The following is an 11,927-nucleotide window of genomic DNA, read 5'->3' on the forward strand; positions in this document are numbered from 1 at the left end:
ACAAAGAGGGGGAGGAAATGAAAGGTAGAAAGTAAAAAATAGAAAAAGGGTGATGGAAAAAAAAGAAATTAGAAAACAGATTCGGGAGATAAAAAAGCAGTATACGCTAGAGGATAAGAAAAGAATGTCCGCTTCCGTTTGGCAACAGGTGGAGCATAATGAGGTATTTCAACGGGCCCGGGTAGTGTTGGCTTATTGGTCGATGGACGACGAAGTGTTTACGCATGACTTTGTTTGTAAATGGGCAGAAGAAAAGACCATTTTATTACCTTGTGTAAAGGGGGATGAATTGGAAATCCGTTATTTCGACGGCCGCGAAAAATTGTGTCCCGGAGAAGGGTATGCTATTCCGGAGCCTGTCGGCCGGCTTTTTACCGATTTGAATAAAATCGATGTCATTTTGGTGCCGGGCGTCGCTTTTGACCGGACTTTGAATCGTTTAGGCCGGGGGAAAGGCTTTTATGATAAGATTTTGTCACAGACGAAGGCTTGTAAAATAGGGATTTGTTTTGATTTTCAGTTGTTAGACCGGATTCCGACCGAAGTGCACGATGTCAGGATGACTCAGGTGATCAGTAGTCGGTAAGACTATAATAAATAAAGCGGAGCAAGAGCCCCGCTTTATTTTTTCATGCTGTTATAATATTTAAGCCTGTTTGATAGCTTCAACCGGGCAAACACCAGCACAAGTACCACAATCTGTACATGCATTAGGGTCAATTTCATAATGATCAGCACCCATAGAAATTGCTCCTACCGGGCATTCTCCTTCACATGTGCCGCATGAAATACAGTCATCAGATATTACGTAAGCCATTTCTTTATTTGTTTAATTGATTAATAATGGGCAAAAGTATAATCATTATTTGAAAGAAAAAAGTTTTTATTTGTTTTTTATATTTTCAAATCCGTTAGAGACCTCATATTTAAATTTATTTCCTATCTTTGCCCCCTGATTTTACGGGGAATAATTGAAATCGTGTAATGGGGAGACAGACTGGCTTATACCCCCGGAGTTGAAATCTGTTTCTGAGTAGCACAAAAAAAGATTTATTATGCAAGTGTTTGAATTACAGGGAGAATTGAGAACTGATCTGGGTAAAAAAGCGACTAATCTGCTGAGAGCTGAAGGGAAAGTACCTTGTGTTCTTTATGGTGGTAAAGAAAATGTACATTTTTCAGTGGTTGAAAAAGATTTGCAAAAATTGCTTTACACTCCGGTTGTATACATCGTAAAAGTAAATGTAGCAGGACAGAGCTACGAAGCTGTTATGCGTGAAATCCAGTTCCATCCCGTAAGCGACCGTGTATTGCACATGGATTTCTATCAGATCTCCGAAGATAAACCAGTGATAATGGAAGTGCCTGTTAAATTACAGGGATTTGCTGAAGGTGTACAGGCTGGTGGTAAACTTTCTTTGGTAGTTAGAAAATTGAAAGTGAAAGCTATTCCTGCTAATCTGCCGGGAGAAATTGTATTGGATGTAACGAATCTGGGCTTAGGAAAATCTATTAAAGTGAAAGACCTGTCTTTTGAAAACTTTGAGATTGTAAATGCGAAAGAGGTTGTTGTTGCACAAATTAAACTGACTCGTGCTGCCCGTGCTGCTGCTCAGGAAGGAAAATAACAGATAAATTATGAAGTATCTTATTGTTGGGTTAGGAAATATCGGCCCGGAATATCAGGATACGCGACATAATATCGGATTTAATGTATTGGACGCTTTTGCTAAAGCGTCCAATGCTGTTTTTGAAGATATGCGTTATGGGGCTGTTTGCGAAATGAAATTGAAAGGTCGGACCTTGGTCTTGCTGAAACCCAATACATACATGAACCTGAGTGGTAAAGCTGTCAGTTATTGGATGCAAAAAGAAAAGATCGCTCTGGAAGATTTGTTGGTTATTGTCGACGACCTGGCCTTACCTTTCGGGAAGATGCGTTTAAGAGCACAAGGAAGTGACGGAGGACATAACGGCTTGAAAAATATCAATGCCTTATTAGGCACCTCTGCTTATGCCCGTTTGAGATTCGGTATCGGTAATGATTTCCTGAAAGGACAGCAGATCGATTATGTGCTAGGAACATGGCAGGGCGAAGAAGCTGAAAAATTACCGGCTTTGTTGGAACGGGGTGGAGAAATTATTACTAGTTTTGTATTACAAGGTATTATAAGGACAATGAATACTTTTAATACAGATAGAAAGTAAAAAATTAAAGGGGAAAGGCTTAATTAGTGAAATCGTGGAGGAGAAGGTAAGAATAGATAAATGGCTTTGGGCAGTCCGGATATTTAAAACTCGTTCTCTGGCTGCTGAAGAATGTGGCAAAGGACATGTTACCATCGGAGATGTACATGTCAAGGCTTCCCGTGAACTGAAGGGAGGTGAGATTGTGAAAGTAAGGATTCCGCCTATTGAACGGCATTATCGGGTGAAGGCACTTACGGCGAAGCGGATGTCGGCACAATTGGCGGTTGATTTTGTGGAAGAGGTGACTCCACCTGAAAATTTGGCTTTGTTGAATGCGGTAAAAGTTTATGGCTTTGAATCGCGTCCCCGGGGGTTAGGGCGTCCCACGAAACGTGATCGCCGGATGATCGATAAAATGAAAGAAGGAGATGATTACGACTTGTAACCTATAAATTAAAACCAGATCGTATTGTGTTAATAGCCAGAGAGAAAAAAAAGAATAATATTGCCGAATATATTTTGTATATGTGGCAGCTTGAAGATATGCTCCGGGCTTTGAAGCTGGATATGGAGCAGGTGGATCGTTATCTGGTGGCCGGTTTCCAGGCGGATGAACGGACTTCGAAGGAAATTCATGATTGGTATGATAACCTGATCGCTATTATGCAAAAAGAAAAAGTGGAAGAGAAAGGGCATATTCAGGCCCTGAAAAATACAGTGGATGAACTGACCGAATTACACTTTTTCTTGTTGCACCAGGCTCATGACGGGAGATATCGGCAATTGGTGACCCAGGCGGCCGGAAATTTGGTGGAGTTTCGTAGGAAAGCCGGTGTGGACGATACGGTCTCGGATGTGGAATTGGCTTTAAACGGTTTGTATGGACAGCTGATGCTGAAATTACAAAAACGGGAGATTCATCCGGAAACGGTAGCGGCTATGGAATCGTTCAGTAAAATGATCGCTTATCTGGCTGCCCGTTACAAACAAATGGAAGAAGAAGCTGAAAATTCAAAATTTTAATCTGATAGAATATGAAAGTGCTAATTGCAGTGTTGTGCCTGTTGGTTGCGGGAATTCAATCGAAAGCCGAAACCAGTGAGAAAAAATATGAAAAAACTTATCCTAAAGCCGGGATCGAGGAGTTGGTGTTGTCCAACCAATATGGAAAAATGGAAATTGTTCAGGTGGATGGGGATGAGATCAAAGTAGCTGTAGCCATGAAGGTGACTGCTAAATCGGGGGTGAAAGCGGATGAAACACTCGAATTGATTCAGATAGGAGAAACGATTACCGGGCAATATCTCAATTTTAAGACCGAATTCGGGAAAGACATGGGATTGAAGCAGTTTCTGACCAACACGACATTAAATGTCGACTATAAAGTATCTGTTCCGAAAGGAATCAAGTTGAGATTGATCAGTACAAACGGCAATGTATACCTGACTAATTTTTCAGGTGAGGTAAATGCGGATATTCGTGTCGGGGATTTTAAAGCGACTGCTTTGAGCGGAGGAGAATTGTACATCAAGCAAGAGAAAGGAATTTTCAATGTAGAAGAGGTGGCTTTGATGAAAGGAGAGTTTCGGAATTGTACCATTCGGATTGCTTCCGGTGATGATGTTCGGTTAGAAACCAATGCTTGTGACGGAGAGTTGGAATCGATGGGTAAGCTGAACTTGCGCTCTTCCGGCGGGACAATGAAAATCGGGGATGTAGAAGAATTGACCGGTAGCTCGTCTTTTACCAAATATGAGGTACAGGATTTGGGTAGTTATATGGATATGGATATGAAAATGGGGGAGATGAATGTTCGCAATATACAACTGTTGTTTTCCGAGATCCGTTTGAAAGGTTCTTTTACAAAAGTGGGATTGACTTTTATGAAAGAAGCAGGCTATCAGCTCGAATTGAAACATAATAAATCCTTGAAGATGGACCTGGCTAAAGGAATAACTTTGGATGAAAAAACTACGGCCGAACGAAACGTTACTATTGGAACTAAATTTGTCGGTGATGTGAAGTATACAGGAAAAGTTTTTCTCGACCTGTCCAATGGAAGTTTGTTTATACAGTAAAATAAGAAAAAGTTGAATTTATAACATTTTCACCGATATTATTTGGAAAGTTATTTTTTACCTTTATATTTGCAGCGATAAAAGAAGAAAAATGAGAAGTACATTACATCATAACCATCATCATTGCCATCACTGTTTCAGGTGAGATGATGTTGTTATGCTGTTCGGTCTTCAATAAAAGTATAATAAGCTCGCCTGATTCAGGCGGGCTTTTTTTGTTTTTTTGCCTACCCGGATCAGTCGGGCGCTAACTCTAAATAGCGTTATGATAAACTTAAAAATTGCAATCCAGAAATCCGGCCGTTTAAATGAAGATTCACTGACTTTACTGAAAGAGTGCGGGATATCTATCAACAACGGAAAAGATCAGTTAATGGCCCAGGCCTCTAATTTCCGATTAGATGTATTGTATTTGAGGAATTCCGATATCCCGCAATATGTGCGAGATGGGGTGGCCGATATTGCCATCATCGGGGATAATACGGAAAAAGAGAAAAAAACGGGTATCCGTCATGTGCTCGACCTGGGGTTTTCCAGGTGCCGGTTATCGATAGCTGTACCTAAAAATGTAGATTTTCAGGACATCTCTTATTTACAGGGGAAAAAGATTGCGACTTCTTATCCGAACTCTTTAAAAGATTTTTTGACGGAAAACGATATAGAGGCTGAGATTCATGAGATTTCCGGTTCGGTGGAGATAGCTCCCAATATCGGATTGGCCGATGCGATTTGTGATTTGGTCAGTTCCGGGAGTACTTTGTTTAAAAACGGCCTGAAAGAGGTATATAAGATTTTTGAATCTCAGGCTATTTTGGTGGCTAATTCCGGTTTATGCGGTGAGAAGCAGGAATTGTTAGCCCAATTGGTATTTCGGATTAAGGCTGTATTGGCTGCTAAATACAACAAATATATTTTACTGAATGCTCCTGAAAAAGCTTTGGATCAGATCTGTCGGCTTTTACCGGGAATGAAAAGTCCTACCATCATGCCTTTACGCGAAAACGGATGGGTGTCTGTTCATTCGGTTGTGAATGAAAATGAGTTTTGGGAAGTAATCGGTAAATTGAAGGAAGCCGGAGCGGAAGGGATTCTGATTGTGCCGATTGAAAAAATGATTTTGTAATACTGAAAAAGAGATAGCTATGGAAAGAATAATAAATCCCGTCCGGGAAAGATGGGTGGACTTATTGAAGCGTCCTCAGATGGAAAATGCTGATCTGCAGAAAATCTGTAAAGCTATTTTTGCAGAGGTCCTGAAAGACGGCGACAAGGCTTTGGTTAAATATACCTGGTTTTTCGACCAGGCTAAAGTAGAACGTTTACAGGCGGCTGAAGCAGAGTTCCGGGAAGCTGAAAGAGAGGTAAGTAATGATTTGAAAAGGGCGATAACGGAGGCCCGGCAAAATATTGAGGCCTTTCATACTTTGCAACTGACCGGACGGAACGAATATGTCAATCCGAAAGGATTCCGTTGCTGGCAAGAGACTAGAGGGATCGGAAAGGTGGGCTTGTATATTCCCGGAGGAAGTGCTCCCTTGTTTTCTACCGTATTGATGCTTGCCGTTCCGGCCCGGATTGCCGGTTGTGAGGAAATCGTTTTGTGTACACCTCCGGATCGTTCAGGTAGAGTTCATCCGGCTATTTTATGGACAGCCCGCCAATGCGGAGTGGATAAAGTCTTTAAAGTCGGGGGAATACAGGCTATCGGGGCGATGACTTTCGGCACGGAGAGTGTGCCTAAGGTGTATAAAATCTTCGGTCCCGGTAATCAGTATGTTACAGCGGCAAAACAGCTGGCCTGTAATTATGGTACGGCGATCGATATGCCGGCAGGACCTTCCGAAGTCATGGTGATTGCCGACCGTTCGGCCGATCCTCGTTTTGTAGCGGCCGATTTATTGTCACAAGCTGAGCACGGTCCGGACAGCCAGGTGATATTATTGACAACGGACAGCTGCCTGGTCGATCGGGTTCAGAAAGAGATAGAAAGCCAATTGGCCGTATTGCCCCGTAAGACTATCGCTTCGAAGGCTTTGGAAAATTCGAAAGCGATAGTACTGGAAAATGTAGATGAATGTTTGGAATTGGCAAATGAATATGCACCGGAACACTTGATCCTGAGTGTGGAAAATTATCTCGATTCGATACCACAAATAAAAAATGCAGGCTCTGTGTTTCTGGGTAACTATTCTCCTGAAAGTGCAGGAGATTATGCTTCGGGTACCAATCATACCCTACCGACCCATGGATATGCCAAAGCATATAGCGGAGTGAATGTGGATGCTTTTGTGAAAAAAATTACTTTTCAGGAAATAACCCGGGAAGGCCTGCTCGATCTGGCTCCGACCATCGGGGTTATGGCGGAGCATGAACTTTTGTATGCACACCGGAGGGCGGTGGAGATACGGAAAGAAGAGGGAAAGTAAAAAGTGAAAAAAGCAAAAGGCTGGAGGTTGGAAGTGAAAGGGAGGGACAATGAAATAAGAGGATATTTATGGAAATAGAAAAATTGATACGTAAAAATATTTGGGAATTACAACCTTATTCGTGTGCTCGGGAGGAGTATGAAGGAGGACAGGCTATTTTACTCGATGCGAATGAAAATCCTTTCGATACGGGAGTGAATCGTTATCCGGATCCTTATCAGCGGGAATTGAAGAAAGAATTGGCCCGACTGAAGGAAGTGAAGGTGGATCATATGATTTTGGGAAATGGGAGCGATGAGCTGATCGATTTATTGATCCGGAGTTTCTGCGAACCTGCGGAAGATAATATAGTCGTCTTTTCTCCCGGTTATGCTATGTATGAAGTGAGTGCTGCGATTAATCGGGTTGGAGTGAAAAAAATCGATCTGACAGCCGATTTGTTACCCGACTGGTCCGAGTTGAGACGACGAGTGGACGATCGCACCAAACTGATTTTCCTTTGTACGCCTAATAATCCTACCGGGAAGGTTATCCCTTACGGGCAGATTGAGCGGTTGTGTGGGGAGTTTCAGGGAATGGTGATCGTCGACGAGGCCTATATCGATTTTACAGATGCACCTTCTGCGGTGCATTTATTGGATAAATACCGGAATGTCGTTGTTTTGCAGACTCTGTCGAAAGCTTGGGGAATGGCAGGATTGCGTTTGGGGATAGGCTTAGCCGATCCGGAAGTAGTCGGAATATTGAATCGGGTGAAAGCTCCTTATAATATCGGGGGGCTGACCCAACAGACCGCTTTGGCCCTTCTCCGGCAATATGATCTTTTCCAGAATCGGCGGACTGGGATTATCCTCGAACGGGAGCGTTTGATCCGGGAATTGAGAGGGTTGGGTATATTCCGGCGAGTATATGATTCGGAAGCCAATTTTATATTGGTCATCACTGAATTTTGTCAGAAGTTATATCGCTATCTGATTGCTTGTCGGGTGGTTGTACGGTTACGGGATATTCCGCCTTTGATCGGAGGAGGAATCCGGATCACTGTCGGTACCCGGGAGGAGAACGATCGGTTGCTGGAAGTTCTTCATGAATATGATAATGTAATGGAAGTGAATACCTTATGAAAAAGATGTTATTTATAGACCGGGACGGTACGATCATCAAAGAACCGACAGACAATTTTCAGGTGGACCGGCCGGAAAAACTGGAGTTTATGCCGGGAGTGATCGGAGCACTGCGGGAGATTACCGGGAATACGGATTTTCGATTGGTGATGGTGAGTAACCAGGATGGCTTAGGGACTGCCGATTTTCCTATGGAAGATTTTATGTTTCCGCAAACATTGATGTTGAAGGTGTTGGAAAGTGAAGGGATCGTTTTCGACGAGATATGTATCGATCCGAGCCGGCCGGAAGAATATTCCCGTTTTAGAAAACCCGGAATAGGGATGGTAGAAAAATATTTGAATGAATATTTGGATACTGAAAATTCCTATGTGATCGGGGATCGGGAGACCGATATGCAGCTGGCTGCTCATATGGGGATAAAAGGGATTTGGCTGGGAGAATGGCGGGAGACCGATTTACCGGTGGTATTGCATACAGATTCCTGGCGGGAAATTACCCGATTTATAATATCAGGAAGCCGGAAAGTCCGGATTTGTAGGAAAACTGCGGAGACAGAGGTAACTGTTACTTTAAATTTGAATGGGGAAGGTTGTTGCAGTATAAAGACCGGTTTGTCGTTTTTCGACCATATGCTGGAACAAATCGCCCGGCACGCAGGGGTAGATCTGGAGATCGGAGTACGGGGAGATTTGAAGGTCGACGAGCATCATACCGTTGAGGATACGGCTATTGTATTGGGGGAGTGTTTCGCTAAAGCCCTGGGAAGTAAAAAAGGAATCGAAAGATATGGTTTTGCTTTGCCTATGGACGATGCAAAGGCAGAGGTATTACTCGATTTCGGTGGAAGGACTTGGTTGGAATGGGGGGTTACTTTGAAACGGGAATATGTCGGAGATTTTCCGACGGAGATGGCCCGGCATTTTTTTGCTTCTTTTTGTCAGAGCGGGCAGTGCAATCTGCATATCTCGGCCCAGGGAGAAAATACGCATCATATTCTGGAGGCTGTATTCAAAGCTTTTGCCCGTGCCGTACGGCAGGCTATCCGGCAAACCGGAGGAGGGATCCCTTCGTCGAAGGGCTGTCTCGCTTAGTTTAGGAATGACGAAATGATTGTACAGATAAATAGGAGATCATGAAAGTTGTTATTATCGATTATGGAGCCGGGAATGTCTTTTCAGTGACGACTGCTTTACAACGCTTAGGGGTTCAGGCGGTCTTGAGTAGTGATGTCAGGCTGATCGCCCGGGCCGACCGTGTGATATTTCCGGGTGTCGGACAAGCTGCTGCTGCCATGAAGCAATTGAAAGATAAAGGATTAGATCGGATAATCCCACAACTGGAAATGCCCGTATTGGGAATTTGTCTGGGGATGCAGTTGATGTGCCGGTTTTCGGAAGAAGAAAATACATGGGGATTGGGTATCTTTCCTATGGAAGTGAAGAAGTTTACAGACAGTTGTAAAGTGCCTCATATGGGGTGGAATACGGTCCGGAAGCTGAAAACTACTTTGTTTCAAGGGATAAATCCCGGGGAATGGATGTATTTTGTACATTCCTATTATGTTCCTGTTACAGATTATTGTATCGCAACTTGCGACTATCAGTGTTCTTTCGCCGCTGCTATTTGTAAAAATAATTTTTATGGATGCCAATTCCATCCTGAAAAATCTGCCGGTGCCGGAGAAAAAATAATAAAGAACTTTTTAGATATAGTATAAAATTGAAAATGAAAATTATACCTGCAATCGATATTATCGGTGGGAAATGTGTCCGTTTAACTCAAGGAAATTATGGACAGTGTAAGATATATTCGGCTAACCCTTTAGAAATGGCACGCCTGTTTGAAGAGGCCGGACTGGATCGGCTGCATTTGGTCGATCTGGATGGGGCGAAAGCGTCGGGAGTTGTCAATTGGGCTGTGCTTGAAACGATTTGTAAACATACCCGTTTGTCCGTAGATTTTGGAGGAGGGGTGAAGACTGATGAGGATATGCGTCGTGTGTTTGAAGCGGGGGCTGATTATGCTTGTATTGGCAGTATCGCTCAGACAAATCCCGAACAAACCGCTGAATGGCTGGAAAAGTATGGGTATGAAAGAGTAATTATCGGAGCTGATGTCTGGAATACCAAGGTGTGTATTCAGGGATGGAAAAAGGTGACCGATACGACGATTTTTCAATTGATTGAGTCCTATCGGGGACGGATCGGGCATTTGATGTGTACGGATATCACCCGGGATGGGATGATGGATGGAACGGCTATCGGCTTGTATCGGGAATTACTTCGCCTTTATCCGGAGATTCGGTTGATCGCTTCAGGGGGAGTGAGTGGAACGGCAGATTTACAACAGCTTGCAGAAGTTGGAGTAGAAGCCGTGGTCGTTGGGAAGGCTTTGTATGAAAAGAAAATAGATTTGAAATCACTTAAAAATTTTTGATTTTGTTAGCTAAAAGAATAATCACTTGTTTGGACGTTAAAGAGGGACGGACGGTGAAAGGAGTGCATTTCAACGATTTGAAAGATGCCGGTGATATTGTAGAATTAGCAAAGAAGTATTCTGTTGCCGGTGCTGATGAACTGGTGTTTTTAGACATCACTGCCAGTACTGACAACCGGAGTACCCGCCTGAGCTGGGTGGAGCGTGTGGCTACTGCAGTCGATGTCCCTTTTACTGTCGGAGGCGGCATTGCCCGGGAGGCAGATGTTGAGGCTTTATTAAAAAAGGGGGCGGATAAGATATCGGTCAATTCGGCAGCTCTGTCCGAACCGGATTTAATCGATCGGTTAGCCTATCATTTTGGGAAACAATGTATTGTTGTGGCTATCGATGCCCGATATGAAAAGGAAGAATGGTGCGTATACAGTAAAGGAGGAAGACTAAGAACTGAAAGAGAATTATACACTTGGGCACTGGAAGTCGGAGAGCGGGGAGCCGGGGAAATATTATTCACTTCTATGGACCATGATGGGACGAACCGGGGATTCGCCTGCGAAGCGATAGCCCGGTTGAGCGGATTGGTGAATGTTCCGGTCATTGCTTCCGGTGGTGCAGGAAAACTAGCGGATTTTAATGAAGTATTTACAAAAGGTAAAGCAGATGCTGCTTTGGCTGCCGGGGTATTTCATTATGGCAGGCTGACTGTCGGACAGGTGAAAGCCTACTTGCGGCAAAACGGGATAACGGTAAGAGGGTAAATAATTGAAAAGATATAAGATGGAAATAGAAAATTTGAAATTTGACGAAAATGGTTTGATCCCTGCTATCATTCAAGATGCAGAGACCAGGACGGTTTTGATGCTCGGCTATATGAACCGGGAGGCCTTGACATTAACCCTGACGAATGGAAAAGTTTGTTTTTTTAGCAGGTCCCGGCAAAAGTTGTGGACAAAAGGTGAAGAAAGCGGACATTTTCTATACCTGAAAGACATACAAGCCGATTGTGATGGCGATACTTTATTGGTTAAAGCCAAACCGCTCGGACCGACTTGCCATACTGGAACAGATACCTGTTGGGGAGAGAAGAATGAGGAGGCGGATTTTTTGTTCTTCTTACAAAAGTTCCTGCAAAAAAGGAAAAATGATTCTCCGGAAGAGTCCTATACGGCCCGTTTGATTTCCAAAGGAATAAATAAGATCGCTCAAAAGGTTGGGGAAGAAGCTGTGGAATTAGTAATCGAAGCGAAAGACGACAATGAAGATTTGTTTTTAAATGAAGCGGCCGACTTGATGTATCATTATCTGGTTTTATTGATTGCCAAAGGATATGGGCTGGAGGATGTCATCCGGGTATTGAAAGAAAGACACAAGTAGAATGGGGATAAATAGGTATTTATATACATGTTTACATTAAATGTAGGTTTTCTTGGGTGCAACGGAGAAAGGGGAAAAGAAAAAAGTAAAGTAAACTTTAATTTCCCCGTTCTCCAAATCTATGGTAGGTTCATTTTTTCTTTCTATTCCGATGCAGGGTTTTGTGCCATCAGACCGGTTCGCCTGGACCGGTCCGCTAAGGCTTTCCTTCACTGACCGGCGGAACTCCTCGCAGGCTCGTCAGACACCACCGGTCGGGCGTTCGGAAAACCTAACCGGACCCTCGTTCCTGCTCC

The 11,927-nt window shown here is 43.4% G+C and carries 15 protein-coding genes; 14 read left to right on the plus strand and 1 reads right to left on the minus strand.

Annotated features, from left to right (window positions below):
• Window positions 1-52 precede the first annotated feature (52 nt).
• Entirely contained in the window at window positions 53-586 is a 534-nt protein-coding gene (locus WS34_RS11675; protein WP_013612320.1) for a 5-formyltetrahydrofolate cyclo-ligase, read from the plus strand.
• A gap of 60 nt (window positions 587-646) precedes the next feature.
• Here WS34_RS11675 and fdxA read toward each other — a convergent pair whose 3' ends face one another.
• Window positions 647-817: a 4Fe-4S ferredoxin gene (gene fdxA, locus WS34_RS15655; protein ID WP_013612319.1), complete on the minus strand. Its 171-nt coding sequence runs from the start codon at window positions 815-817 to the stop codon at window positions 647-649.
• 238 nt (window positions 818-1,055) lie between these two features.
• Between fdxA and WS34_RS11680 the strand changes: the two genes are divergently transcribed.
• The 13 genes from WS34_RS11680 to hisIE all read left to right on the plus strand — a co-directional run bounded on the left by WS34_RS11680 (window position 1,056) and on the right by hisIE (window position 11,631).
• Entirely contained in the window at window positions 1,056-1,628 is a 573-nt protein-coding gene (locus WS34_RS11680) for a 50S ribosomal protein L25/general stress protein Ctc (RefSeq protein ID WP_013612318.1), read from the plus strand.
• 10 nt (window positions 1,629-1,638) lie between these two features.
• The gene (pth, locus tag WS34_RS11685) at window positions 1,639-2,208 is read left to right on the plus strand and encodes an aminoacyl-tRNA hydrolase (RefSeq protein ID WP_022159714.1); all 570 of its coding nucleotides are present in this window, start codon (window positions 1,639-1,641) and stop codon (window positions 2,206-2,208) included.
• 34 nt (window positions 2,209-2,242) lie between these two features.
• On the plus strand, window positions 2,243-2,635 hold the full coding sequence (locus tag WS34_RS11690; RefSeq protein ID WP_013612316.1) for an RNA-binding S4 domain-containing protein: 393 nt from the start codon (window positions 2,243-2,245) through the stop codon (window positions 2,633-2,635).
• Between the two features lie 26 nt (window positions 2,636-2,661).
• Window positions 2,662-3,213, plus strand: a complete 552-nt coding sequence (locus WS34_RS11695) for a DUF4924 family protein (protein WP_013612315.1) — start codon at window positions 2,662-2,664, stop codon at window positions 3,211-3,213.
• Window positions 3,214-3,224: 11 nt separating this feature from the next.
• The gene (locus WS34_RS11700; RefSeq protein ID WP_022159713.1) at window positions 3,225-4,268 is read left to right on the plus strand and encodes a DUF4097 family beta strand repeat-containing protein; all 1,044 of its coding nucleotides are present in this window, start codon (window positions 3,225-3,227) and stop codon (window positions 4,266-4,268) included.
• A 265-nt stretch (window positions 4,269-4,533) separates the two neighbouring features.
• Window positions 4,534-5,391, plus strand: coding sequence for an ATP phosphoribosyltransferase (gene hisG, locus WS34_RS11705; protein WP_022159712.1), 858 nt, complete (start codon window positions 4,534-4,536; stop codon window positions 5,389-5,391).
• Window positions 5,392-5,410: 19 nt separating this feature from the next.
• On the plus strand, window positions 5,411-6,694 hold the full coding sequence (gene hisD, locus WS34_RS11710) for a histidinol dehydrogenase (RefSeq protein WP_046405003.1): 1,284 nt from the start codon (window positions 5,411-5,413) through the stop codon (window positions 6,692-6,694).
• A 68-nt stretch (window positions 6,695-6,762) separates the two neighbouring features.
• A complete protein-coding gene (hisC, locus tag WS34_RS11715) occupies window positions 6,763-7,818 on the plus strand; it encodes a histidinol-phosphate transaminase (RefSeq protein ID WP_013612299.1) in 1,056 nt (351 codons plus the stop codon).
• Window positions 7,815-8,912 carry a bifunctional histidinol-phosphatase/imidazoleglycerol-phosphate dehydratase HisB gene (hisB, locus tag WS34_RS11720; RefSeq protein WP_046405006.1) on the plus strand — a complete coding sequence of 366 codons (1,098 nt, stop codon included), beginning with the start codon at window positions 7,815-7,817 and terminating at the stop codon, window positions 8,910-8,912. The genes hisC and hisB overlap by 4 nt, the downstream gene beginning before the upstream one ends.
• Before the next feature lie 41 nt (window positions 8,913-8,953).
• On the plus strand, window positions 8,954-9,538 hold the full coding sequence (gene hisH / locus WS34_RS11725; RefSeq protein ID WP_046405008.1) for an imidazole glycerol phosphate synthase subunit HisH: 585 nt from the start codon (window positions 8,954-8,956) through the stop codon (window positions 9,536-9,538).
• A gap of 8 nt (window positions 9,539-9,546) precedes the next feature.
• Window positions 9,547-10,257 (plus strand): 1-(5-phosphoribosyl)-5-[(5-phosphoribosylamino)methylideneamino]imidazole-4-carboxamide isomerase, encoded by a 711-nt coding sequence (gene hisA / locus WS34_RS11730; RefSeq protein WP_046405011.1) that lies wholly within the window; start codon window positions 9,547-9,549, stop codon window positions 10,255-10,257.
• 2 nt (window positions 10,258-10,259) lie between these two features.
• Window positions 10,260-11,015, plus strand: a complete 756-nt coding sequence (gene hisF, locus WS34_RS11735) for an imidazole glycerol phosphate synthase subunit HisF (protein ID WP_046405014.1) — start codon at window positions 10,260-10,262, stop codon at window positions 11,013-11,015.
• A gap of 19 nt (window positions 11,016-11,034) precedes the next feature.
• Window positions 11,035-11,631 carry a bifunctional phosphoribosyl-AMP cyclohydrolase/phosphoribosyl-ATP diphosphatase HisIE gene (gene hisIE / locus WS34_RS11740; protein ID WP_013612294.1) on the plus strand — a complete coding sequence of 199 codons (597 nt, stop codon included), beginning with the start codon at window positions 11,035-11,037 and terminating at the stop codon, window positions 11,629-11,631.
• Window positions 11,632-11,927 lie beyond the last annotated feature (296 nt).

The organism is Odoribacter sp. N15.MGS-14, from assembly GCF_000980245.1.
GTDB classification, from domain to species: domain Bacteria; phylum Bacteroidota; class Bacteroidia; order Bacteroidales; family Marinifilaceae; genus Odoribacter; species Odoribacter splanchnicus.